The sequence below is a fragment of the Paraburkholderia sp. BL23I1N1 genome, assembly GCF_003610295.1.
In the GTDB taxonomy this organism is placed as follows: Bacteria; Pseudomonadota; Gammaproteobacteria; order Burkholderiales; family Burkholderiaceae; genus Paraburkholderia.
Window position 1 is genome coordinate 3038116 of record NZ_RAPV01000001.1, and the last position, 24438, is coordinate 3062553.

16 protein-coding genes are annotated in these 24438 nt (G+C 62.8%); 8 read left to right on the plus strand and 8 right to left on the minus strand.

What is annotated here, in order from left to right; genetic code table 11:
- The first annotated feature begins 277 nt into the window (after positions 1-277).
- The 4 genes from B0G76_RS14285 to B0G76_RS14300 all read left to right on the plus strand — a co-directional run bounded on the left by B0G76_RS14285 (position 278) and on the right by B0G76_RS14300 (position 9443).
- On the plus strand, positions 278-1114 hold the full coding sequence (locus tag B0G76_RS14285; RefSeq protein WP_120293087.1) for an IclR family transcriptional regulator: 837 nt from the start codon (positions 278-280) through the stop codon (positions 1112-1114).
- A gap of 385 nt (positions 1115-1499) precedes the next feature.
- Positions 1500-2975 (plus strand): MdtA/MuxA family multidrug efflux RND transporter periplasmic adaptor subunit, encoded by a 1476-nt coding sequence (locus B0G76_RS14290; protein WP_120293089.1) that lies wholly within the window; start codon positions 1500-1502, stop codon positions 2973-2975.
- An 18-nt stretch (positions 2976-2993) separates the two neighbouring features.
- The gene (locus tag B0G76_RS14295; RefSeq protein ID WP_120293091.1) at positions 2994-6116 is read left to right on the plus strand and encodes an MdtB/MuxB family multidrug efflux RND transporter permease subunit; all 3123 of its coding nucleotides are present in this window, start codon (positions 2994-2996) and stop codon (positions 6114-6116) included.
- A gap of 3 nt (positions 6117-6119) precedes the next feature.
- Positions 6120-9443: an efflux RND transporter permease subunit gene (locus B0G76_RS14300; RefSeq protein ID WP_120293093.1), complete on the plus strand. Its 3324-nt coding sequence runs from the start codon at positions 6120-6122 to the stop codon at positions 9441-9443.
- A gap of 805 nt (positions 9444-10248) precedes the next feature.
- On the opposite strand, the gene B0G76_RS14305 is transcribed toward B0G76_RS14300, so the two are convergent.
- From B0G76_RS14305 to B0G76_RS14315, 3 genes are all read right to left on the minus strand, one after another.
- Positions 10249-10713: a hypothetical protein gene (locus B0G76_RS14305; protein WP_120296376.1), complete on the minus strand. Its 465-nt coding sequence runs from the start codon at positions 10711-10713 to the stop codon at positions 10249-10251.
- Between the two features lie 115 nt (positions 10714-10828).
- Entirely contained in the window at positions 10829-11392 is a 564-nt protein-coding gene (locus B0G76_RS14310) for a peroxiredoxin (protein WP_120296377.1), read from the minus strand.
- Positions 11393-11531: 139 nt separating this feature from the next.
- Positions 11532-12866: an EAL and HDOD domain-containing protein gene (locus tag B0G76_RS14315; RefSeq protein ID WP_120293095.1), complete on the minus strand. Its 1335-nt coding sequence runs from the start codon at positions 12864-12866 to the stop codon at positions 11532-11534.
- Between the two features lie 299 nt (positions 12867-13165).
- Here B0G76_RS14315 and B0G76_RS14320 point away from each other — a divergent pair, with 299 nt between their 5' ends.
- Together B0G76_RS14320 and B0G76_RS14325 are read left to right on the plus strand one after the other, a co-directional pair.
- Positions 13166-14980 carry a bifunctional diguanylate cyclase/phosphodiesterase gene (locus tag B0G76_RS14320; protein WP_120293097.1) on the plus strand — a complete coding sequence of 605 codons (1815 nt, stop codon included), beginning with the start codon at positions 13166-13168 and terminating at the stop codon, positions 14978-14980.
- A 91-nt stretch (positions 14981-15071) separates the two neighbouring features.
- On the plus strand, positions 15072-16529 hold the full coding sequence (locus tag B0G76_RS14325) for an HDOD domain-containing protein (RefSeq protein WP_120293099.1): 1458 nt from the start codon (positions 15072-15074) through the stop codon (positions 16527-16529).
- Between the two features lie 128 nt (positions 16530-16657).
- Here B0G76_RS14325 and B0G76_RS14330 read toward each other — a convergent pair whose 3' ends face one another.
- Positions 16658-18046: an EAL and HDOD domain-containing protein gene (locus tag B0G76_RS14330; protein WP_120293101.1), complete on the minus strand. Its 1389-nt coding sequence runs from the start codon at positions 18044-18046 to the stop codon at positions 16658-16660.
- Between the two features lie 302 nt (positions 18047-18348).
- Between B0G76_RS14330 and B0G76_RS14335 the strand changes: the two genes are divergently transcribed.
- Positions 18349-19107: an acetoacetate decarboxylase gene (locus tag B0G76_RS14335; protein ID WP_120293103.1), complete on the plus strand. Its 759-nt coding sequence runs from the start codon at positions 18349-18351 to the stop codon at positions 19105-19107.
- A 140-nt stretch (positions 19108-19247) separates the two neighbouring features.
- On the opposite strand, the gene B0G76_RS14340 is transcribed toward B0G76_RS14335, so the two are convergent.
- The gene (locus tag B0G76_RS14340) at positions 19248-20054 is read right to left on the minus strand and encodes an ABC transporter substrate-binding protein (RefSeq protein ID WP_120293105.1); all 807 of its coding nucleotides are present in this window, start codon (positions 20052-20054) and stop codon (positions 19248-19250) included.
- 257 nt (positions 20055-20311) lie between these two features.
- Complete coding sequence (locus tag B0G76_RS14350; RefSeq protein ID WP_120293108.1) at positions 20312-21220, minus strand: LysR family transcriptional regulator; 909 nt, start codon at positions 21218-21220, stop codon at positions 20312-20314.
- A 126-nt stretch (positions 21221-21346) separates the two neighbouring features.
- Here B0G76_RS14350 and gstA point away from each other — a divergent pair, with 126 nt between their 5' ends.
- Positions 21347-21967: a glutathione transferase GstA gene (gene gstA, locus B0G76_RS14355; protein WP_120293110.1), complete on the plus strand. Its 621-nt coding sequence runs from the start codon at positions 21347-21349 to the stop codon at positions 21965-21967.
- 68 nt (positions 21968-22035) lie between these two features.
- On the opposite strand, the gene astE is transcribed toward gstA, so the two are convergent.
- Positions 22036-23106, minus strand: coding sequence for a succinylglutamate desuccinylase (gene astE, locus B0G76_RS14360; protein WP_259460579.1), 1071 nt, complete (start codon positions 23104-23106; stop codon positions 22036-22038).
- A complete protein-coding gene (gene astB, locus B0G76_RS14365) occupies positions 23090-24430 on the minus strand; it encodes an N-succinylarginine dihydrolase (protein WP_120293112.1) in 1341 nt (446 codons plus the stop codon). Before astB ends, astE begins: the two co-directional genes overlap by 17 nt.
- Positions 24431-24438 lie beyond the last annotated feature (8 nt).

The window sequence follows — 24438 nt, forward strand, 5'->3', positions numbered from 1 at the left end:
CCACACACTCCGCGAGCCACGGTTGGTTCAAAACTTCAAAATGCAGAACCTGAACCCGTCTTTCGAAATGAGGTTCCATTTTTTATGGTTATGCTGACTAAGTCAAGCAAAATCTAACGAGGCCGCATTCGTTTCGGCAAAATATTCCGATACAATGAATCTTCAGATGAAAAATGGACTGCGCGCCCCATTTTGGGGCTCCCCGTCAAGTCTGTGTGGAACGGTTGCTGGCAAGCCAGCGAACAAAAAAACTGAAATATGGTTCCAAAAAAACGATATGAACCGACCGACGCTCCCCCAAACTGCCGCGGCCCAAGTCAAAGACAAAGACGGCCCGGGCGACGAAGTCACCGCGTTGGCGCGCGGTTTGACCGTGCTGCGCTCGATCGCCGCAGCCGACGCGCCGCTCAGTAATCGCGAGTTAACCGAACTAACCGGCATCCCAAAACCCACCGTTTCGCGGATTACCGCCACGCTCGTCAGCGCGGGTTTCCTGTTCCGCTTGCCCGAAAGCGAGCGATTTGTGCTGACCTCATCGGTCCTGGAATTGAGCAACGGTTTTCTGCGCAACTTCGACATCCGGGCCCGAGCACGCCCCTTTCTCATCGAACTCGCCGAGCGCACCGCATTGTCCGTGCATCTGGCCGTACGCGACCGCCTCGACATGGTGGTAATCGACGCGATCCGGCCGCGTTCAGCGGTGCTCGTGTCGCGCCTCGAGATCGGCTCGCGCATGAACCTGAGCCGCACCGCAGTCGGTCGCGCCTATCTGTCGGCACTCACCGAACCGGAGCGGGAAAAATTACTAATCGGCTTGCAAGCCGCCGAAGGCGACGACTGGGGGCACATTAGCGACCGTCTGACAAGCGCATTACGGGAAACGGCGGAGCAAGGCTTCTCGATCGCGACGGGCGAATGGTACAACGGCCTGAACGCCATCGCCGCAGGGTTCATCGGCCCCTCGGGCGAGCGCTATGGCGTCAATTGCGGCGGCTCCGCGAACCAGTGCCCGCGCGATTGGCTGATATCGCGCGCGGCGCCGGCGCTGCTCGAATGCATCAGTAAAATCGTTATCGAGATCGGCGGCACACCTGGGCGACGCCTGGATAACTGAAACGCGCGGACGCTCGCCGTTCGGCTGGCCACCGCATTGTCAACCCATCCTCCATGCGTCCTGTAACTTTCGTAATTAACAGAAAAATACACGGGTGGACTGTTACAACGCCCGCAACGTAGGATCATGCATTCCCGTCGCGGGGCGCTCGCCCGGCTTGCCGCTATCACCCTTCGATAGCGTCCCGCCGACCTGCCACGATGGCGCAATGCGTTAACATCTTTGTCCCGCGCCTCGGGTAGCATCGCGCTGAACATTTGCAGCGCGTCCACTGTCGAAACCGCCTGTCATGCCGCCGGCGTGCCGGCCCGCCGGCCCGCCGAACTGTCGAAGCGGCGTAATCGCATGAGCGGCTCACATCAAAGCCAGTCACCTGACCGAACCGATGGACGAACAACAAAAGCTTCCGGAAACCTCACGCCCTGCCGCTCAGGCTTCTCAACCGGGTTCTCAACCGGGTTCTCAACCGGGTTCGCAGCACGACTCTCAGCCCGGTTCGAAACCGCCCTCTACAGTCAAGCCTGCTGGCGGTCCCGGCAAAGAGCCCGGCGCACCCCAACGCCGTCGCGGCCGCACCATCGCCCTGATCGTGGCGGCGCTGGTGATCCTCGGGGTTGTGGTGTGGCGCTGGCATCCGTGGGGCGGGTCGGGCGGCGGCGCAAGCGCGGCTGCCGGTGCGAGTGGTGCGAACGGCGGCCGCCCCGGCCGCGGTGGCGCCGGCGGCCTCGCCAACATGCCGCAGCCCGTTCATGTGGCAACCGCCAAACTGGGTGAGATGCCGGTCGTGCTGACCGCGCTCGGTACGGTCACGCCGCTTGCCAACGTCACCGTGCTGCCGCAGTTGAGCGGCGTGCTGCAGGACGTGTACTTCAAGGAAGGCCAGATGGTCAGGAAAGGCGACGTGCTCGCCCAGATCGACCCACGCCCCTATCAGATTTCGCTGGAAAACGCGCAAGGCACCCTCGCGCGCGACCAGGCGCTGCTGCAGACCGCCCGCCTCGACCTGAAGCGTTATCAGACGCTGCTCTCACAAGACTCGATCGCCAGCCAGCAGGTCGATACGCAGGCCTCGCTCGTGCGGCAATATGAAGGCACGGTGAAATCCGACCAGGCGAACGTCGATACCTTCAAACTCGATCTCGTCTATGCGCGCATCACCGCGCCGGTGTCGGGGCGCGTCGGTTTGCGCCAGGTCGATCCGGGCAACTATGTGACGCCGAGCCTGACCAACGGCATCGTGGTGATTACGCAGTTGCAGCCCATCAGCGTGATCTTCACCACCTCCGAAGACAACCTGCAGCAAATCATCCAGCAGACCCAAACGGGCGCGAAGCTCTCGGTCACCGCATACGACCGTAGCAACACTATGTCGCTCGAAGGCGGCGCGCTCGAAACCCTGGATAACCAGATCGACATCACCACCGGCACGGTCAAGCTGCGTGCGGTCTTCCAGAACGACAAGAACCTGCTGTTCCCGAATCAGTTCGTGAATACGCGCCTCCTCGTGGATACGATCAAGGACGCCGTGATCGTGCCGACGCCGGCGGTGCTGAACGGCTCGATGGGCCAGTTCGTCTACGTCGTGAAGCCGGACAACACGGTGACGGTGCGTCCGGTCAAGGTGGGCCCAGTGGATGGCGAACGGACCAGCATCAAATCCGGCCTGCAAGTCGGCGAGCGCGTCGTGATCGACGGTTCCGACCGGCTGAAGGAAGGCGCGAAGATCACGATTCCGGCCGACAAGCCGCGCGGCGCTTCGGGCGCCCGTGGGGCGAGCGGCGCGAGTGGCGCTGCTGCGGCATCGGGTGCATCCGGCGCCCGTGGGCATCACGGCAAACACGCGGCGCAAGCCTCGCAATAAAGGCACGGCAACTACCGCATGAATCCATCCCGCGCCTTTATTCTGCGACCCGTCGGCACCGCGCTGCTGATGGCGGCGATCATGCTGGTCGGTCTCGTCGCGCTGCGCTTTCTGCCGCTCTCCGCACTGCCCGAAGTCGACTATCCGACAATCCAGGTGCAGACCTTCTACCCGGGCGCGAGCCCGGACGTGATGACCTCGTCGGTCACCGCGCCGCTCGAACGTCAGTTCGGGCAGATGCCGTCGTTGAATCAGATGTCGTCGCAAAGTTCGGCCGGCTCGTCGATCATCACGCTGCAGTTCAGCCTCGATCTGCCGCTCGACATCGCCGAGCAGGAAGTCCAGGCGGCGATCAACGCCGCGGGCAACCTGCTGCCGTCCGATCTGCCCGCGCCGCCGATCTACGCAAAGGTCAATCCCGCCGACGCACCGATCCTCACGCTCGCGATCACCTCGAAAACGATGCCGCTCACGCAGGTGCAGGATCTGGCCGACACGCGTCTCGCGCAGAAGATCTCGCAGGTGGCGGGGGTGGGTCTCGTGAGCCTGTCAGGCGGTCAACGCCCGGCCGTGCGGATTCAGGCGAACCCGCGCGCGCTTGCCGCGTACGGTCTGAATCTGGACGATCTGCGCACCACGATTTCGAACCTGAACGTCAACACGCCGAAGGGCAACTTCGACGGCCCGACGCGCAACTACACGATCAACGCGAACGATCAGCTGACCGACGCCGACGCTTATAAGAGCGCCGTGGTCGCGTACAAGGGCGGCCGCCCGGTCATGCTGACCGACGTGGCCACCATCGTGCAGGGCGCGGAGAACACCAAGCTCGGCGCATGGGTCAACAACACGCCGGCGATCATTCTGAACGTGCAGCGCCAGCCGGGCGCGAACGTGATTCAGGTGGTCGACAGCATCAAGGCGCTGCTTCCGCAATTGCAACAGTCGCTGCCCGCCGCGCTCGAGGTGGAGATCGTCACCGACCGGACCACCACGATCCGCGCCTCCGTGCGCGACGTGCAGTTCGAATTGCTGATGTCGGTCGTGCTGGTGGTGCTGGTCATGTACCTGTTCCTCGCCAACATCTACGCTACGATCATCCCGAGCCTGTCGGTGCCGCTCTCGCTGATCGGTACGCTCGCGGTGATGTACCTGTGCGGCTTCTCGCTGGACAACCTGTCGCTGATGGCGTTGACCATCGCAACCGGCTTTGTGGTAGACGATGCCATCGTGATGATCGAGAACATCGCGCGCTATGTCGAAGACGGCGAGTCTCCATTGGAGGCCGCGCTGAAGGGTTCGAAACAGATCGGCTTCACGATCATTTCGTTGACGGTTTCGCTGATCGCCGTGCTGATTCCGTTGCTCTTCATGGGCGACGTGGTCGGGCGCCTGTTCCACGAATTCGCGATCACCCTGACAGTGACGATCGTGATTTCGGCCGTCGTCTCGCTCACGCTCGTGCCGATGATGTGCGCGAAGCTCCTGCGCCACTCGCCGCCGCATGAAAGCCACCGGTTCGAAGCGAAGGCCCACCGGTTTATCGACTGGGTGATCGCCCGTTACGCGGTCGCGCTCACCTGGGTTCTGAACCGCCAACGCGCCACTCTGTTCGTCGCCGTGCTCACGCTGGTGCTGACCGGCGTGCTGTACGTGTACATTCCGAAGGGCTTCTTCCCGGTGCAGGATACCGGTGTGATCCAGGCAATCACGCAGGCGCCGCAGTCGGTGTCGTATGCGTCGATGGCCGAGCGTCAGCAGGAACTCGCCGCGCAGATCCTGAAGAACCCGGACGTGGAAAGCCTCACCTCGTTCATCGGCGTGGACGGCAGCAACATCACGTTGAACAGCGGCCGCATGCTGATCAACTTAAAGCCGCGCGACGACCGCAAGAACACCGCGAGCGACGTGATCCGCCAGTTGCAACAGGACGTCGCGCATATTCCGGGCGCGTCGCTCTATATGCAGCCGGTGCAGGATCTGACGATCGATTCCACGGTCAGCCCGACACAGTACCAGTTCATGCTGACCGACCCGAACATCAGCGAGTTCACTACGTGGGTGCCGAAGCTCGTCGAACGGCTGAAGCAGTCGCCGGAACTGGCGGATGTAGCCACCGATTTGCAGGACAACGGCCAGTCGGTCTACATCGAAATCGATCGCGCTACGGCATCGCGTTACGGCATCACGCCGGCTACCGTCGATAGCGCGTTGTACGACGCCTTCGGCCAGCGCATCATCTCGACCATCTTCACGCAGTCGAATCAGTACCGCGTGATTCTGGAAGCACAGCCGCAGATGCAGCACTACACGGAATCGCTGAATTCGATCTACCTGCCCTCGTCCACCTCGTCGGGCGGCCAGGTGCCGTTGTCGTCGATTGCGAAGTTCATCGAGAAGCCCGCGCCGTTGCTGGTCACGCATCTGAGCCAGTTCCCCGCCACGACCGTTTCGTTCAATCTCGCACCCGGCTCGTCGCTTGGCGCGGCGGTAAAAGCGATCAATCAGGCGGAGAAAGATATCGGCTTGCCGGCATCGTTCCAGACGCGCTTCCAGGGCGCGGCGCTGGCGTTCCAGGCGTCGTTGTCGAACGAACTGTTCCTGATCCTGGCGGCGATCGTCACGATGTATATCGTGCTCGGCGTGCTGTACGAGAGCTTCATTCACCCGATCACAATTCTCTCGACGCTGCCCTCGGCGGGCGTCGGCGCGCTGCTCGCGCTGTTGATCACCGGGCACGATCTGGACATCATCGGCATTATCGGTATCGTCCTGCTGATCGGTATCGTGAAGAAGAACGCCATCATGATGATCGACTTCGCGCTCTATGCCGAGCGCGAGGAAGGCAAGTCGCCGCGTGAGGCCATTTATCAGGCGTGTCTGCTGCGCTTCCGGCCGATTCTGATGACCACGCTCGCCGCCCTGCTCGGCGCCCTGCCGCTGATGCTCGGCACCGGCGCGGGTTCGGAGTTGCGCCGCCCGCTCGGTATCGCGATTGCCGGCGGGTTGATCGTCAGCCAGTTGCTGACTCTGTTCACCACGCCGGTGATCTATCTTGGGTTCGATTCGCTCGCCCGCCGCGCGCGCGAGCGCTTCAATCGCGGCAGGCCGACGCCGCCCGCCATCGATGCAGGGAACTAAGCGATGAACCTGTCGCGTCCGTTTATCTCCCGCCCGGTCGCCACCACGCTGCTGGCGATCGGCATCGCGCTGTCCGGGATTTTTGCGTTCACCAAGCTGCCGGTCGCGCCGCTGCCGCAGGTCGACTTTCCGACCATTTCGGTGCAGGCCACGTTGCCGGGCGCAAGCCCGGACACCGTGGCGACCAGTGTCGCGAGTCCGCTTGAACGGCATCTCGGTTCGATCGCCGACGTCACCGAAATGACCTCGCAGAGCTCGGTCGGCTCGACGCGCATTACGTTGCAATTCGGATTGAACCGCGACATCGACGGCGCCGCGCGCGACGTGCAGGCGGCCATCAACGCCGCACGCGCCGATCTGCCGGCGAGCCTGCGCAGCAATCCCACCTATCACAAGGTGAATCCCGCCGACGCGCCGATTCTGATTCTCGCGCTGACGTCGAAGACGCTGACCGCCGGCCAGTTGTACGACTCCGCGGCCACCGTGTTGCAGCAGTCACTCTCGCAGGTGGACGGTGTCGGCGAAGTGGACGTGAGCGGCTCGGCCAATCCGGCGGTGCGCGTCGAACTGGAACCGCATGCACTGTCGCACTACGGTATCGGTCTCGAAGACGTGCGCGCGGCGCTCGCGGCGGCCAACGCGAACAGCCCGAAAGGCTCGATCGAGTTCGGCCCCAACCGCGTGCAGATCTACACCAACGACCAGGCGAGCAAGGCGTCGCAGTATAAAGATCTGGTCATCGCGTACCGTAATGGCGCGGCGGTGAAACTATCCGATGTCGCGGAAGTGGTCGATTCGGTCGAAGACCTCCGCAACCTGGGCCTCTTCAACGGCAAGCGTTCGGTGCTGGTGATTCTGTACCGTCAACCGGGCGCGAACATTATCGACACCATCGACCGCGTGATGGGCATGCTGCCGCAGTTGCACGCGTCGCTGCCCGCCGACGTCGACATCGCGCCGGCCGCCGACCGCTCCACGACAATCCGCGCTTCGCTGAAAGACACCGAGCGCACGCTCATGATCGCGGTGGCGCTGGTGGTGATGGTGGTGTTTCTGTTCCTGCGCAACTGGCGCGCCACGCTGATTCCGAGCGTGGCCGTGCCGATCTCGATCATCGGCACGTTCGCCGCGATGTATATGCTGGGCTTTTCGATCGACAACCTCTCGCTGATGGCGTTGACGATCGCGACCGGTTTCGTGGTCGACGACGCGATCGTGGTGCTGGAAAACATCTCACGGCATATAGAAAACGGCGTGCCGCGCATGAAGGCCGCATTTCTCGGCGCGCGCGAAGTCGGCTTCACCGTGCTGTCGATCAGTATTTCGCTGGTCGCCGTGTTCCTGCCGATTCTGCTGATGGGCGGCATTGTCGGGCGGCTGTTCCGCGAATTCGCGCTGACGCTGTCACTCGCGATCGGCGTGTCGCTGATCGTCTCGCTCACCCTGACGCCGATGATGTGTTCGCGCCTTCTGCGCGAGCCGCACGAAAAAACGGAAGAAGGACGCTTTGGCCGCTGGCTCGAAAGCGGCTTCACGGCGATGCATCGCGGTTATGAGCGCACGCTCGGCTGGGCGCTGCTGCATCCGCGCCTGATCGTGACGATTCTGATCGCCACCATCGGCCTGAATATCTGGCTGTACATCGTCGTGCCGAAGGGCTTCTTCCCGCAGCAGGACACCGGGCGGCTGATCGGCGGCATTCAGGCCGACCAGAGCACGTCGTTCCAGGCGATGAAGGGCAAGTTCGCGGAGATGATGGAAATCGTCGGCAAGAATCCCGCGGTGGACAGCGTGGCCGGTTTCACCGGCGGGCGGCAGACCAACTCCGGCTTCATGTTCGTTTCGCTGAAGCCGAAGAGCGAGCGCAAGCTATCCGCCGACCAGGTGATCCAGCAACTGCGCGCCCCGCTCGGCGACGTGGCCGGCGCGCGGACTTTCCTGCAGGCGGTTCAGGACATTCGCGTCGGCGGCCGGCAATCGAACGCGCAGTACCAGTTCACGCTGCTGGCCGATTCGACGTCCGATCTGTACCTGTGGGGACCGAAGCTCACGGAGGCGCTGCAGGCGCGCCCCGAACTCGCCGACGTGAATTCCGACCAGCAGCAAGGCGGCCTCGAGGCGATGGTGACGATCGACCGCGCAACCGCCGCGCGCCTCGGCATCAAGCCGGTGCAGATCGATAACACGCTGTATGACGCGTTCGGCCAGCGCCAGGTGTCGACGATCTACAACCCGCTGAACCAGTACCACGTGGTGATGGAAGTGGCGCCGCAATACTGGCAGAGCCCGGACATGCTGAAGCAGATTTACATCAGCACTTCGGGTGGCAGCGCGAGCGGCGCGCAAACCACTAATGCGCCGGCCGGCACGGTGACCGCGCATACAACCGCTACGACCAGCACCAGTACGAGCAGCGCGACGATTGGCGGCACGGCCGGTACGACGGCATCGAGCACGGCGAGCATCGCTGCCGACTCCGCGCGCAACCAGGCGATCAACTCGATTGCGGCGAGCGGCAAATCGAGTGCTTCGTCGGGCGCGGCGGTGTCGACTTCGAAGGAGACGATGGTGCCGTTGTCGGCGATCGCGAGCTTCGGTCCGGGGAATACGCCGTTGTCGGTGAATCACCAGAGCCAGTTCGTGGCCTCGACGATTTCGTTCAATCTGCCGCCGGGTGTGTCTCTTTCGACAGCAACGCAGGCGATTTACGACACGATGGCGCAGATCGGCATGCCGGGGACGATACACGGCAGTTTCCAGGGGACTGCTCAGGCGTTCCAGCAGTCGATGTCCGACCAGCCGATTCTGATTCTGGCCGCGTTGGCCGCGGTGTATATCGTGCTGGGGATGTTGTACGAGAGCTATATCCATCCGCTGACGATTCTCTCGACGCTGCCGTCCGCAGGTGTCGGGGCATTGCTTGCTTTGCTGTTGTTCAAGACGGAGTTCAGCATCATCGCGCTGATCGGGGTGATCTTGCTGATCGGCATCGTGAAGAAGAACGCGATCATGATGGTGGACTTTGCGATTGAAGCCTCCCGGCAGGGGTTGTCGTCGCGGGATGCGATTTATCAGGCTTGTATGCTGCGATTCCGGCCGATCATGATGACGACTTGCGCTGCGCTTCTTGGGGCGTTGCCGCTGGCCTTTGGGCGCGGGGAAGGGGCGGAACTTCGTGCCCCGTTGGGGATTGCGATTGTGGGTGGGTTGATCGTTAGTCAGATGCTGACTTTGTATACCACGCCGGTGGTCTATCTTTATATGGATCGGATTCGGGTACGGTGGGAGTCGCGGAAGGCTCGGAGATCGGGGATGGCGGCTTCTTGATGTTTTTGCCTGCTCGGCGCTTTTTCTGTGTGCCTGTGGTGTTGGCCTTTCCTTGTTTTGTTAGTGGTCTATTAGCGTTGCCCCTGTGCGGGGCGGCACCTACTTCTCTTTGCCGGCCGCAAAGAGAGAGGCAAGAGAAAGCGGCTCAAACCGCTAACTCTTAAGCGGGTCCCCGCGCAGCCACGGTATTGGTGCATCTGGAATCTGTGTTCTCGCACATTCGGCGTGAGTGACTAAGGGCTCATTCGCTCCCACTCCGCACTGCGTGCGTCGCGGATGGGTTTGCCTGGGAAACCTACGGTTTCGATTGCGCGTAGCGGGAGCCATCGGTTTCGCCTCAGCGACGCGCCTGCGCACCCGGAGGCGAAGCCCACTTGAAATGAAGTGTCAATGTGTTGCACACGCGCTTGCCTCGTAGTCACAGACGAAGCCGAGAAGCCTCAATAGCAATCGGTAGAACCCATGTGCTAAACGTAGCGGGTAGTTTTATGAAGTACGTTTCGGCGCGCGCAGCGCCGCCGGAAGCATGACTGCCTTGTCACTCACTCCGAATGTGCGAGAACACAGATTCCAGATGCACCACTACCCCCTCCAAGCCAAGGGAACCGCTTATAAGCTAGCGGTTTGAGCCGCTTTCTTTTGCCTACTTTTCTTTGCGACAGGCAAAGAGAAGTAGGTGCCGCCCCGCACAGGGGCAACGCTAATAAACCACTAACAAATCAAGGAAAGGCCAAAGATTCCAGATCAAAGAAAAGCCAACGCCAAAAAACCACAGACCAACAAAGCGCCGCGCAGGCAACCACCTTCAAAGCCTCTGCTCAACAGCAAGCAAAAAAATCCGCCTCCACTGCCTGGCCTGCCGCTCTCCCGCCATGGGCAAAACCCAAACCTGATGCTTAGCGTCTTTAACCGTCAAAGCGACCTGCCATTGAGCACCATGGCCATCCACCTCAGCACCAAGCAGATCGGCAAAGATATAAGCGCCCTGCTCGCCGCCCAGGCGAATCTCACATAGCCGCTTACCGCCGGCAAGCCGGACCGCCCCCCAGTTCCCCTTGAGCTCATGAGTCCAATCGCCATCGCGAATATTGGGAGCGACTTCCTTCCGACGCCGCCACCAATAAGCAAGCGCGGCAATCAAAAGCAAACCAACAAGAACAGCCACCCCAACCGCAACGGCCAAACCAAAAGCCGCCTGCAAGGCATAAAACGCGCGCACCGCGCCATACACCAGCGCGGTCAGCGCAATGAACGCAACAACAATCGGCATCGCAAACTCGCTAGACACAAACCCGCTAGACAAATAATCAGCCTCGCGCGGCGCAGCCCCAAACCTCACGACCAAGGACCATCGCGAAGAAAACGCAACCGCGCGAACCAGGCCGTTACGGCTGCTTGTGCGTCGCAGCCCAATCCTTCACCGCCTTCAGCGTGTTCTCGACGTGCTTCTCCGGCGACAGGCTCGTGTACTCGTAAATGATCTTGCCGTCCGGCGCGATCACGTACGACACGCGATTGGCCATCGAGCTATGCATCGGCAAACCGGCATCATAGGCGCCGATCACCTTCGAGTCGGCATCCGCCGCCACCGGGAATTTGCTGCGGCATTCGCTCACCGAAAACTTCGTCAACGTGTCGATGTTGTCGTGCGACACGCCAATCACTGTCGCGCCATATTTCTTGTATTCGTCGACGGCTTCGGCAAACTCGTGAGCTTCGATCGTGCAGCCTTTCGTGAAGGCCGCCGGATAGAAATACACCACCACCGGCCCCTTCTTCAACTCGTCAGCCAGCGAATACGTGTAAGTCTTGCCACCCAGCGAAGCCGCCGCGGTGAACTGCGGCGCGGCATCGCCCGGCTTGAGCGTGGCCGAGGCCGTCAGCGAATGCATTGCGAATCCCACCGACAGGACGGCAGCCAGCGCTACCGGTATAAGTTTCCTCTTCATCTGCAGTTCCTCGAAACGTTTATTCACGCTGTTGGCGCGGTCGGATGAAGGTCGCGACGTTCGGATGAACGCCGGCAACCTCCATACGCTATTGGACCACGTGCAGAGAAGGTACGTCAGAACCTGCAGAAAGGATGCGTCAGGCCGCTTCTTCGATATGCGCGCCGAACCACGCCGCAGCGGATAGATTCAGCTCCGCCAGCACTTCGGGCGTAAGCGTCGCGAAGCCGGGCGGCGCATCGGGTCCGGCCGCGATCGAGGTGGCGTCGCCGCCCTCGCCGGCCACTTCGGCAATTCGCAACAAGGCGCCGAGCGCGCCGCCGCGCGAGACGATCGCTTCGCGAATCTGCGGCGCAAGGCCGAGCTTCTCCAGCACAACCGCGGGCGTGCTGCCGACCACCACGTGGATCAGAGAAAAAATACCGGTCATGAAAGCGGCATCGGCAAAATCGTCATCGGACGGGCGCAGCCAGCCCGCGGCCAATTCCATGAAGCGCGAGCGCGTGCCGGCCAGTTGCACCAGCGGATCGGCGCGCCACGGCAGATCGCCGCTGTCCGCGTACAGCAGCAATTGCGCCCAGCGCGCAATCTGCCGCGTGCCAGTGGCGATGATGGCCTCGCGTAGCGAGGCAATATTGCGCCCCAGCCCGAACGCGCCCGAATTGACGAGGCGCAGCAGTTGCACCACCACGCTCGGGTTCAGCTTGAGTTCCGCTTCGAACTCGACAATCCCGGCATCGCGCGACAACAGCGCCAGCAAACGCAGGAGACCAGGGCGCGGCGAACGATTGCGCGGCGCGGCCAGCACTTGCGGCCGCGCGAAGAAGTAGCCCTGAAACAGATCGAAGCCGAGGTCGCGAGCCAGCGCAAAGTCTTCGCGCGTCTCAACCTTCTCCGCGATCAGTGTCCTGCCATGGCCGCGCACCGTCGAGGCCAGTTTGGCAAGCGCGGACCGTTCGGTCTGCAGGAAGTCGATCTTGACGATGTCGGCATACGGCAGCACGGCGAGCAGCTCGTCCGACAGTTCACTGACGTCGTCGAGCGCCACCTGGAAGCCGGCGCGGCGCAATTCGGTCAGCCGGCGAGCCAGATGCGCATCGAACTTGACGGTTTCGAGGATCTCGAGCACGAAGCGCTCGGGTGGCATCAAATGGACGATGTCGTCAAAGAGCATCGCACGGTCGATATTGACGAAGCCGCGGTGCTGGCCCAGCACCGCCGCCACGCCGATCCCGCCGATCGCGCGCGCCACGACCTGCGCTGTTGCCTGGGCGTCGTCGGTGACCTCGGCATAGTTATGCGCGCTGGCTCGAAACAACAATTCATAAGCGTTGAGCGCGCCATCGCGATCGAGAATCGGCTGACGGCCCAGATAGACGAACTGTGCTCCGGCCGCCGGGTCGGCGTCTTCGGCACATTGTTCAAGCACCTCGACGTGCCGGGGGGTAGCCCCGACAAAGTGACGTTCAGACATGGATCATCGGTGCAAGTGTTCGGAAAAACGACGCAGCGACGTCATAGCCGGCACTGCGCGACAGGTTAGACGTATTAACGGACGCCAGGCCATTGCACTTTAACTGAATCACTCCCGCCTCAACGCCGGGCCTCCCACCGGCTCCCTTACCATTTGTTTTTTGCAGCAGGCGCTAAAGATTTCCCGCCGCGGGTCGTTATCTCGTTCTGATGGGGCGGCCTGATACCTCTTAACCGCCCGGACACGGCGGGCAGCGAGCCGCCCCGCCTGCAGACGAACACAGGTTGCCAGCGACAAACATGGAAGCGAACAGGATCACCGCGCCCCGCCGGGGCTCCTTGCGCACGGTCATCGACCGGTTTCGTGCGTTCGGCCGGCGCGCCCCCAGCGAACCCCAGGCACGCGCAAGCCGTACCGCACAACTGGAACAGGTGGTCGGCGCCGTCGACCTGTTGGCGCACATCGATGAAGAACTACGCTTCCTCTATGTTTCCGACGCCAGCCTGCGCTTCATCGGCTATCACCGGGAATACCTCGAGACCATCACGCTGCACGATCTGGTGGCGCCCGCCGACGTGCCGCGCCTCGACGCGCTGCTGACGCGCGCCACCGCCACGGGTAACGTCGAGAAAGCCACGCTCGGCCTCATCAAGTCGCTGACCTATCCGATCACGGTCGAGCTGCGCGTGGTGCGCAGCAGCCACGACGGCGTCAACGGCTATGCAATCGCCGGCTTCGACGTGTCGGCCTGGCGCGCCACTGAGGAACGTCTGACCCAGGCGCTGCACCTGGACCGCCTGACCAATCTGGCGAATCAGCCGGCGCTGATCCCCGCGCTGCTCGACGCGCAACAGCAAGCCGACGTCCACGGCACGCCGGCCGCGCTCCTGCTGCTCGACCTCGACGACTATCAGCGCGTGAACCGCGCGCTCGGCTACGATGCCGGCGACGAGATGTTGCGCGACACCGCGCGGCGTCTATTGAATATGACGAGCCCGAGCGAGACGGTGGCGCGGGTCGCCAGCGACGAGTTCGCGATCCTCGTGAAGCCCGCCGCGAGCCGCACCGACGCGGCCGCCGCGGCCGAAACGCTGGCGCGGCGCCTGTTGACCGCGATCCAGCAGCCGTATGTGTTCAACGGCCAGCAGGTGCATCTGTCGGCAAGCATCGGGATTGCGCTCTACCCCGACGTGCGCCACGCCAACGACGACGCCGCCCACGACACGCACCTGCTGCGCTGGGCCGACCATGCCCTGCTGCAGGCCAAGGCGGCCGGCGGCAACACGCTGGCTTTCTACGTCCCGGACGACAACCCCGCCGACGCCGAACGCCTGAAGCTCGAAGCCGACCTCTACGACGGCGTGCGCAACGGCGAGTTCTCGCTGCACTTCCAGCCGATCACGAGCAGCCGCACGCACGGCGTGGTCGGCGTCGAAGCGTTGATCCGCTGGGCGCATCCGGTGCACGGCCTCGTCCCCCCTTCGATGTTCATTCCGCTCGCGGAATCGATCGGCCTGATCAACTTCCTCGGCAACTGGGTGTTGAAGGTCGCCTGCATGCAGTTGATCCAGTGGGACGCAAAGGGCATCGTGTTGCAATACGTGGCCGTCAACGTGTCGCCGCAGCAGTTCCGCGATCCGCGCTTCAAGGACGCCGTGCGCGAAGCGATCGAGTTGACGGGCATCGATCCGCGCCGCCTCGTGTTCGAGATCACCGAAAGCCTGCTGATGCACGACCCGGCGCACGCCAAGGGTTTGCTCGAAGAGTTGACGGCGATGGGCATCCGCTTCGCCGTCGACGATTTCGGCACCGGCTATTCGAGCCTGGCTTACCTGCAACGATTCCCGCTCGCCAAGCTCAAGATCGACAGGAGTTTTGTCGAGAATCTGCTAACCTCCCGGAACGATCAGGCAATCGTTAGCGCGGTCGTCGGACTCGCGCAAACGCTCGATCTCGAACTGGTCGCCGAGGGCGTCGAAACGGAAGCCCAGCGCGCCCTGCTCACCGAGATGGGGTGCGACCACATTCAGGGATGGCTCGTCTGCAAGGCGTTGCCTTCCGACGAACTCGCGCAGCGTTTCGAAGCGCGCACGCTTCACCTGCACACCGCATAGCAATGCAGGCGAACCTCGCGCGCAGCGGAAGATGCCGGCCTCGTGCCGGTGTGGCATTCATTGGAATATGTATGGCTTTGGCGGGACTCACATGGTAAAGGCGGCGGTGCTCGACCGGCTCTGGACGCGAATGAGCGAGCGCGGCGATTTCCCCATGCTGTCGCAGTCGCTGCGCACCACCATGGCGGCGATGAACAACGATGACCTCGACTTCACCGGCCTCGTACAGGTCGTGTTGTCGGACTTCGCGTTGACGCAAAAAGTGTTGCGGCTGGCCAATTCGGCCATGTACATGGCGTTCGGCGGCAATATCACCACCGTCTCGCGCGCGTTGATGGTGCTCGGCATGGATGCGGTCGGCCATCTGGTGGTCGGCCTGAAAATCGTCGATCACTTTCATCACAGCGCGCCGCGCCGCATCGACGCGAAACTCGAATTGAACCGCACGCTGTTGTCGGGCTGCGTCGCGCGCAAGCTGACCGAGCGCGGCGATCTGCGCGCCGGCGAAGAAGCCGTGGTCTGCACGCTGATGCGGCAGATCGGCAAGCTGCTGGTGGTGTTCTACCTCGACGCCGAATGGGATCAGATCCGTCGGCATATCGAAGACGGCACGCTCGAAACCGATGCCTGCATCCTGGTGCTCGGCGTCACGTTCGACGAAATCGGCGCCGAGGCCGCGGTGCGCTGGCGCTTGCCCGACATGATCCGCTCCGGCATGGGCGAGTTCGACCCGCTGGATGTCGAACAGCCGCGCCAGGTGCAGTGGCTGCGCGCCATCACCAACTATTCGACGGCGGTCGCCGACGTGCTGACCCAGCAGAACATGCCGGACTGGGAGCGCGAGGAACGCATCGCCGAACTGGCGCGGCAATACAGCCACGCGCTGAACACCGACCCGGAAGTGCTGCATGAGATGAGCGTCGCGCTTGCCCGCGAAGAAGGCGGCGACGGCGTGATGCGCGAGATCGTCGAGTTGCGCGCCAATGCCGACGCGATCGCGCGCGAGGCACTCGACCCGGAGGCGCGCATCGCCGCAGGGGTGGGCGATCTGCGCGGCCTGCCCGACGGCAGTGCGCTCGCGCCGGCCCTGGCGCTGGCCGCGGAAACCGTGCTGGCGGCGCTCGGCTTTGCGCGCACCGTGGTGTTCGTCAAGCACAGCAACGGCACCTTCAAGGCGCGTCTCGGGCTCGGTCCGAAGATCGACGCGGCGCTGCCGACGCTGTCGTTCAACACCGCGTTCGAGCCCGACGTGTTTCATCTCGCGATAGCGAACTCGGTAGGCATCTTCATCGAGAACGCACGCGACCCGAAGATGGTCGCGCGATTACCGGAATGGTTCCGGCGCTCGTTCGACGATGCCCGCGCCTTTGTGCTGCTGCCAGTCGTCGACGAAACCGATCAGACGGTGGCGCTGTTATACGGCGACTGGTCTCATACGCAAGAGCCACGCCGGATATCGCAGAAGGAAATGAGCGCGTTGAATGAACTGGCCAAGGAGTTAGGACGTTTTTTCGGCTTGGGGCAGATGCAGGAAATGGAGACGATGTGAAGACGTGGCGTGATCGTTGATCACGGTGCTTCACTCTCACCGGTTTTGTATTTGCCCTAAGTCGAGAATCTCAGATGTGCAAAGGCCGGCATGCTCAGCATGCCGGCCACTGATTCATACCTCACCCCTCAATCCTCAATCCGCTCCAACCCCTCCGCGCTCCGATCCGCCACCCCGGCCCACGCACCCGCCGCCAACCCCAGCAGCGCGATCTCTTCCACCGTCAAAGGCTGCAAGCGCGCGCACAAGGCATCGAGTTCATCCCACGCCCCACGCTCGAGCGCTTCGACCGCCGTCAGCAGCAAGCCCAGCACGCCCTGCCGGTGCAAGATACCCGCCTGAATCGGCCGCGACAGCGTCAGCACATTCAACGTGCTTTCGAGCGAACCGCCGAACACGGCATCGACAAACGAAAACACGCCGGTCAGAAACGCCGCATCGGCTTCGTCGCGCCCGGCTTCAGGCAAGCGTTCGATCGCCAGTTCCATGAAACGCGCCCGGGTCGCCGCGAGTTGCAGTAGAGGATCGTCCTCGAGCGCGACCTTGCGGCCGTCCGCGTACAACAGCAATTGCGTCCAGCGTGCGATCCGGTTCGTACCGGTCGCGTTGATCGCTTCGCGCAGCGTCGTCACCTTGTGGCCGACTGCGAGGCCGCTCGAATTCGCGAGCTTCATCAGATGCATCACCAGCACCGGGTTCAGCTTGAGTTCGGCTTCGAGTTGCGCGACGGTCGGGTCGCCCGACAACAGTTGCAGCAGGTTCAGTAGTGCATGCCGCGGCGCACTGACGCGCCGCGTTATCGACGTCTGCGCACGCGCGAAGAAGTAACCCTGGAAACGGTCGAAACCGAGACCATGCGCCTCCTCGAAATCCGCCTGCGCATCGAGCCCCAGTGCGATCAACAGCTTGCCCGCCGATTTGAGCACGCCCGTCAATTTGGGCAACAGCGCTTTCGGCGCGTGCGTGAAATCGATCTTGACCACTTCCGCGTAGGGCAGCAGCTTCGCAAACGTTTCATCGGGCTGCGTCACTTCGTCGAGTACGAAGCGATAGCGCCGCCCGTGCAGTTGAACGATGCGCGCAATCAGCGCATCGTCGACCTGGATCGACGGCGACAGTTCGAACATGAAGCGGTCGGTGGGCAAATACAGGATCGAGTCGTCGAACAGCATCTCGCGGCTTACATCGACGTAAGCGGGATGCCCGGTGAGCGCACCGCGAACATTGCCCTGCATCAGACCGCGAAGCACGGCTCGCGCCACGCGTTGCGCCGGCTCGGGCGCGCGGCCCGGCGAGGCATCGGCGTTTGCATCCTGATCCGCAGGGGGATGAACCGCGGCCGCCGTGCCTGCGTCAGATTCGGCGCCCGCAGGCACGTGCGGCGCGCGCACTTTGATTTCATAGCCGCACAGCATGCCGTCACGATTCAGAATCGGCTGACGCGCGAAGCTCACGTTTAGTTGCGCATCGTCCGCGGCGCCTGTCTGGCCGGGATGCTCGATCGCGATGGTGGTCATTCCAATCCCCCGCTAAGCGCCGCCCAGGCGCTTCCTGCTGTATTTTGGTTTTTGCTGCACCGTTTTTCGCCGCACCGACAGCGTGCGTACGAGGCCCCGAGGCCCATGGCATCTACGATGTGCCTACGATGCGCCACGCAATTTTATCGCAGGCCGCCGCACGCGGACATGTCAACGCCGCAATATCTCGAAATAATTGGATACATGTCTCGCTGAAGGTCAGGAAAGAATCGACGATACTCTTGTGCAGTGCAAAAGCGTTGCCCCCTGCGCTACCCCGCCTTTAACCATCAAGGAAAATCATGGACGTCAAAAGCGTGCTGTCAAATGCCTTCGCGATGCCAATCACGAGCCCGGCGTTTCCGATGGGCCCGTATCGTTTCATCGACCGGGAATTCCTGATCATCACTTACCGCACCGATCCGGACAAACTGCGCGCCGTGGTGCCCGAGCCGCTCCAGATCGGCGAGCCGCTGGTGCATTACGAATTCATTCGTATGCCGGATTCGACCGGTTTCGGCGACTACACGGAAAGCGGCCAGGTGATCCCGGTGTCGTACAACGGTGTTGCAGGGGGCTACACGCTGGCCATGTATCTGGACGACCATCCGCCGATCGCCGGCGGCCGTGAACTGTGGGGCTTTCCGAAGAAGCTCGCGAAGCCCGTGCTCGAAGTCCATACCGACACCTTGGTCGGCACGCTCGATTACGGTCCGATTCGCATCGCCACCGGCACGATGGGTTACAAGCATCGGCAACTGGATCTCGCGCAGCAGCAGAAACGCCTGGAAACGCCGAACTTCCTGCTGAAGGTGATTCCGCACGTGGACGGCACGCCGCGCATTTGCGAGCTGGTGCGCTACTACCTGCAGGACATCACGCTCAAAGGCGCATGGACGGGGCCCGTCTCGCTCGAACTGGCACACCACGCGTTGGCGCCGGTCGCGGAATTGCCGGTGCTCGAAATCGTCGAGGCACGGCATCTGATGGCCGATCTAACGCTCGGACTCGGTGAGGTCGTGTTCGATTATCTCGATCAGCCCACGGCCAGCGTTCGCTAAGCGACGATCGCGACGCGCATGATGCAAGGCGCCTGGCATGCATGAAGTAAAAGACACTTCAAGCACCGCCCAAAATGCAAACGGCCGCGTCAGCGGCCGTTTGCATCAAGCAAAACCTATCAGGCAAGACCCACAACGCCTTACTTCAACACCACCTTCACATCGAAGTACTTCGCGGCGAAGCGGTCAATCGTGCCGTCGGCCTTCAGTTCCTTGAGCGCCTGGTTCAACGCGTCTTTCAACGCCTTGTCGCCTTTGCGGATGCCGAAGCCCACGCCCGCGCCAAGCAGCTTCTCGTCGGTGACGGCCGGGCCGGCGAATTCGAAGCCTGCGCCTTGCGGTTTCTTCAGGAAGCCCTTCGAAGCCGCTTCCGCGTCCTGGAACGCGGCGTCCAGGCGACCCGACGCGAGATCGGCGTAGATCTGGTCCTGCGTCTGATACGGCACGACGTCCACACCCGCCGGCGCCCAGCGCGCCTTCGCATACGTTTCCTGAATCGTGCCTTGCAGCACGCCGACATGCTTACCCTTGAGCGAGGCCGGCGTAGGCAGCAAACCGCTGCCCTTCTTCGCGATCATCTGATTCGGGATCGTATAGATTGGATCGGTGAATTCGATGGCCTGGCGGCGCTGGTCCGTGATCGTCATGTCCGAGTTGATCGCGTTGAACTTGCGCGCTTCCAACGCCGGAATCAGGCCGTCGAACGAATTCTCGACCCACACGCACTTCGCCTTCAGCTTTGCGCAGACAGCATTGCCGATGTCGATATCGAAACCCTGCAGCTCGCCCGACGGCGACTTCGATTCGAACGGCGCATACGACGCCTCGACGCCGAAACGCACTTCCTTGATATCCGCCGCTGCTGCGGTGGCCGATGCCGTGCCTGCCGCTACCGTTGCCGTCGCGAACAGCGCGAGCGCAGCCATGTTTCGCCAATTCATCTTCATTACGGGTGTTCCTCTACGGTATTGAATAAGACGGAGCCGAATCCGGGCCAGCATGGTTGCCGCGCCAAAAAACCGATTCAAGCTCGCGCGGCCGGTGTGGTGCAGCGCAACAGCCGCGAGGGCGCGATTGTACAGGCGTCGAATCGCGGCCCTGCGGGCGCTCTTTTGCGCAGCCTGCCAGGCGACCCGGGTAACGCGCGCTCAAAGGTGCAACTTTGTGTCGCGCTCAGGCAAGCAGATGCGCGGTCCAATCCGCGTTAGAGCGCACCGTCGCCGGCCGCGAAATCGCCGCCGAGCCGCCGCGACAGATGCGTATAGACCGCCGCGACATGCGGCAGATGACGCGACTCCGGATGCGCCAGCACCCAGACCTGCGATTCGGCTTCGTCGAGTGGCGGCGTCAATTGCACGAGATCGTTCCGGCCGCGCGCAAGGAAGGTCGGGAAGATGCCAACGCCGAAGCCGCGCGCCACCAGTTCGAACACCGCCATCACGCTATTGGTCCGGTAACGCGGCTCGACCGTCGGACAATGACGCTTGCGCCACAGAACCGAAGGATGATCGCCGAGCGAGCTGTCCGGCGCCGCCCAGTCGCAGCGCGACAACGCATCGGCATCGCTCGCGTGGATGCCGCTCCCCTTCGCGGCAAACACCGCGATACGCAGCGGGCCCACATGTTTGCCCACCAGATGATCCGGCGCGCGGCGCGTGGCGCGCACAGCGATGTCGGCGTCGCGTTTGGTCAAGCTTGCAAGGCTGTTGGCAGCAGTCAGCTCGAACGACAAGGCAGGGTGCAGGGCCGCAAAATCATGCAGCGCGGGCAGCAAGAGACCATAGAGCACGGTATCGGTGGTCGTCACATGAACACTGCCGGACACGCGGTCGCTGCTCGCCCGCACCGTGGAGCGTGCCGCCGCAAGTTCGCTTTCGATGCGTTCGGCATGGCGCGCCAGTTGCGCGCCAAGCGGTGTCGCGCGATAGCCGCTGCGCGAGCGTTCGAACAGGCGCTGGCCAAGCCCGCGTTCGATCCGCTGCACGGAGCGAAAAATCGTCGACGCGTCGATGGCCAGACGCTGCGCCGCTTCCGCCAGGGTGCCGGCGCGCACCAGCGCGAGGATGGTCTGGGTATCCGCCGACGTCAGTTCGTATTGCGTTTTTGCACGCATGGTTTGGCAAGCCGCCTGTTTATTCTGAATGCGATCCGGGCTACTTTTACCACATCGACTTGTCGGCCGACGAGCCTTGCCACCGGCACCTGCCGGGACTTCACTCTCGTTTATAGCGGTGACACCATGAAACTCTATTACTCGCCGGGCGCCTGCTCGCTGGCCGTTCACATTGCATTGCGCGAAGCGGAGCTCGACTTCGAAACCGTCCAGGTCAACCTGCAAACGCACAAGCTTGCCAACGGCGACGATTACTACGCGATCTCACCGCGCGGCTATGTGCCCCTCGTCGAATTCGCCGACGGCTCACGCCACACCGAAGGCGCGGCACTGCTGCAAACCATCGCCGACCTCGCGCCGGAGCACGCCCTGTTGCCCGCCGCCGGCTCGCCGCAACGGCTCGCGGTGCTCGAATGGCTCACCTATATCAGCACGGAGTTGCACAAGACGTTCAGCCCGTGGCTTTGGCATCAGGAGACAGCCGAATCGACGAAAGCGGAATGCCGCGCGAAACTCGCCACGCGATTCAGCGAACTCGATCGCGTGCTCACGGAACGCGAATATATGACCGGACAGTACACGGTCGCCGATGCGTATGCGTTCACGGTGTTGAGCTGGGCGCGGATGCTGTCGATGGATCTGAGCGCGTATCCGCATCTGCGTGCCTATCTGGCGCGCGTCGCGGCACGGCCGAAGGTGCGTGAGGCGATGATGGCGGAGGGTTTGTTGAAGGCGAACGCGGCTTAAGCTACGCGAAGCGTGCATGGAATGAAACGTTGCGCGCCGAGGTGCGCAACGTTTCATCCGCGGCGCGGTTACACGAGACTGGACAGTGTGTCCTGCGTCGTCTCGACCACCATCAAGCCGGCGCGCAAGCCCGGCTTGACCGTCGCGTTTGGAAACACAATGCGTTCTTCGTCGCGACTGACGACATAGCGATAATCGCCGTCACAGGCGAGTACGGTGCCCTTCACGAACGGGGTGAAGTTCGGCACATCCGCGGCAACCCGTAATTCGAATGCTTCGCTGCGCTTGGTGATCTGGTCGATCACGGTGAACGCACGCGGCAGCGCTGCGTTTGCGTCACCCTTTGCGCCGTTGGCAGCGTTGATACCCGCCAGAAGATGCCGCAGCGCCTCGTCCGCACCCGCAAAACGCGTCAAGTCGTTCTGGCCGAACGGACGCACTTTGCCGAGTTCCAGCGTACACGCCTCCGCGCCGCAAGCTTGCGCGGTGAAGTGCGAATACGTATTGCCCTTGGTCGTATGAAGCAGTACCGCGCTGATGCGTGCCTCGCCGAGCCATTCGAACATCGCGTGCGAAAACGGCCTGCCTGTATGCGGCAGCAGTGCAAACCGCTCGAAAGCGGAAGCGCGGATCGCCGTATGCATGTCGATATGCCAGCGCGCGCCGCGTTCAGCCGATGCAATGTCGAAGAACTGCGTCGCCGCGCGTTCCAACGCCGCGGCGCGTGGCGCTTCGTGACTGTCCGGCACCTGCGCGTGACGTCCGCTGAAGAGGCGGTTGAGATCGTCGTCGCGATAACGGCAGGCGTCGCGCATGGCGTCGACGTTGCCGAGAATCACCAGCAGGCGGCAGGTCAATGCGGCGGCGCCGTTTGCGATATCGCGCACGAGATACGACAGCAATTCGATCGGCGCGGTTTCATCACCATGCACGCCGGCCGAGGCGAGCACGCTTCGCGTGCCCTCTTCCTGCGTGGCGGGTTCGAGCTGCAGCACGCCGTCGTCGAGCCACGACCACCGCACGCCGCTGACACACGTTCCCTTCATGGCGTGCGCTTCGGGCCGCGAGCCCGCCAGCGTGTACGCCAAAAAATCGTCGAGCATCGAACCGCTCATGCCGCGCTCAGCGCTGGAAGTCATACAGCGAACCCAGACCGAGAATCTGCGTCAGTTCGTCGAGCGCGGTGCGCGACTCGGCGAGCAGTTGCGGATCGGTCAGATCGGCCGGTGCGAGGCGGTCGCGATAATGCTTTTCGATCCACGTATCGAGGCGGCCGAACAACTGATCGTTGATCCACACGCCCGGCGTGACGCTTGCGCGCTCGGCATCGTTCAGCACGACGCGCAGGCGCAAACATGCCGGACCGCCGCCATTCTTCATGCTTTCGCGCAGATCGAACACGAGTACGTCGTCGATCGGTCCGGTGTGCGACGTCAGATCGTCGAGGTACGCGGCCACGCGCGGATTCTCGCGGCATTCCTGCGGCACCACCAGAACCTGCTTGCCGTCGGGGCGCGTCAGCAGCTGGCTGTTGAACAGGTATGACGTGACTGCGTCGGCCACGCTCACCTGCGCGTCCGGCACTTCGATCACGTTGAACTCGGCCTTCAGCCCGGAGAGCTTCGTGCGCAGTTCGTCGTACACCGCGTTCTGCTCGACAAACGCGAGTTGATGGCAAAACAGCGTATTGCGATTGCCGACCGCGATCACGTCGTTGTGGAACACGCCCGCGTCGATCACGTCGGGGTTCTGCTGGGCGTACACGGTGGCCGCTTCTTTCAGACCGTGACGATGGGCAACCGCACGGCTCGCTTCGAACGTCTGACGCGCGGGAAAGCGCTTCGGCTCAGGTCCGCGGCGATATTCGCTGCGGCCGTACACGAAGAATTCGACGCCACGTGTGCCGTATTCCGAGCAGAAACGCGTGTGGTTCGCCGCGCCTTCGTCGCCGAGCGCCGGTGTGCCGGGCAGCGCTTCATGCACCGCGAACCGGTCAGCGTCGCTGAACATAGCGCGCAAGGTGCGGCGCGTCGATTCATGCTCGATCGCGCGATGCAGCTTGCTGCACAGATTGGCCGGCGTGAAATGCACGCGGCCGTCGGGCGTGTCGGCCGAGGGGCTCACCGTCGCCGCATTCGCGGTCCACATCGCCGAAGCCGAGCTCGCCGCGGCCAGCAACTCGGGCGCGTCTTTGGCCACGCGTGCGATTACCGTCGCGTCGTCGCCCGAAAAACCGAGTTCGCGCAACAGACGCATCGAAGGACGCTCCTGCGGCGGCAACACGCCTTGATGAAAGCCGAGATCGGCCAACTGCTTCATCTTGCGCAGGCCCTGCTTGGCAGCGGCCTTCGGATTCGCAACCGACTTCTCGTTGTTCTGCGAGGCGACGTTGCCGAACGAGAGCCCTGCGTAGTTGTGGGTCGGGCCGACGAGACCGTCGAAATTGGCTTCAGTGGCTTGCATCGTCGATC

Bases quoted from the DNA above. Each gene is read 5' to 3' on its own strand.
- B0G76_RS14285 (WP_120293087.1), top strand. From the start codon at position 278: ATGAACCGACCGACGCTCCCCCAAACTGCCGCGGCCCAAGTCAAAGAC.
- B0G76_RS14290 (WP_120293089.1), top strand. From the start codon at position 1,500: ATGGACGAACAACAAAAGCTTCCGGAAACCTCACGCCCTGCCGCTCAG.
- B0G76_RS14295 (WP_120293091.1), top strand. From the start codon at position 2,994: ATGAATCCATCCCGCGCCTTTATTCTGCGACCCGTCGGCACCGCGCTG.
- B0G76_RS14300 (WP_120293093.1), top strand. From the start codon at position 6,120: ATGAACCTGTCGCGTCCGTTTATCTCCCGCCCGGTCGCCACCACGCTG.
- B0G76_RS14305 (WP_120296376.1), bottom strand. From the start codon at position 10,713: ATGCCGATTGTTGTTGCGTTCATTGCGCTGACCGCGCTGGTGTATGGC.
- B0G76_RS14310 (WP_120296377.1), bottom strand. From the start codon at position 11,392: ATGAAGAGGAAACTTATACCGGTAGCGCTGGCTGCCGTCCTGTCGGTG.
- B0G76_RS14315 (WP_120293095.1), bottom strand. From the start codon at position 12,866: ATGTCTGAACGTCACTTTGTCGGGGCTACCCCCCGGCACGTCGAGGTG.
- B0G76_RS14320 (WP_120293097.1), top strand. From the start codon at position 13,166: ATGGAAGCGAACAGGATCACCGCGCCCCGCCGGGGCTCCTTGCGCACG.
- B0G76_RS14325 (WP_120293099.1), top strand. From the start codon at position 15,072: ATGGTAAAGGCGGCGGTGCTCGACCGGCTCTGGACGCGAATGAGCGAG.
- B0G76_RS14330 (WP_120293101.1), bottom strand. From the start codon at position 18,046: ATGACCACCATCGCGATCGAGCATCCCGGCCAGACAGGCGCCGCGGAC.
- B0G76_RS14335 (WP_120293103.1), top strand. From the start codon at position 18,349: ATGGACGTCAAAAGCGTGCTGTCAAATGCCTTCGCGATGCCAATCACG.
- B0G76_RS14340 (WP_120293105.1), bottom strand. From the start codon at position 20,054: ATGAAGATGAATTGGCGAAACATGGCTGCGCTCGCGCTGTTCGCGACG.
- B0G76_RS14350 (WP_120293108.1), bottom strand. From the start codon at position 21,220: ATGCGTGCAAAAACGCAATACGAACTGACGTCGGCGGATACCCAGACC.
- gstA (WP_120293110.1), top strand. From the start codon at position 21,347: ATGAAACTCTATTACTCGCCGGGCGCCTGCTCGCTGGCCGTTCACATT.
- astE (WP_259460579.1), bottom strand. From the start codon at position 23,106: ATGACTTCCAGCGCTGAGCGCGGCATGAGCGGTTCGATGCTCGACGAT.
- astB (WP_120293112.1), bottom strand. From the start codon at position 24,430: ATGCAAGCCACTGAAGCCAATTTCGACGGTCTCGTCGGCCCGACCCAC.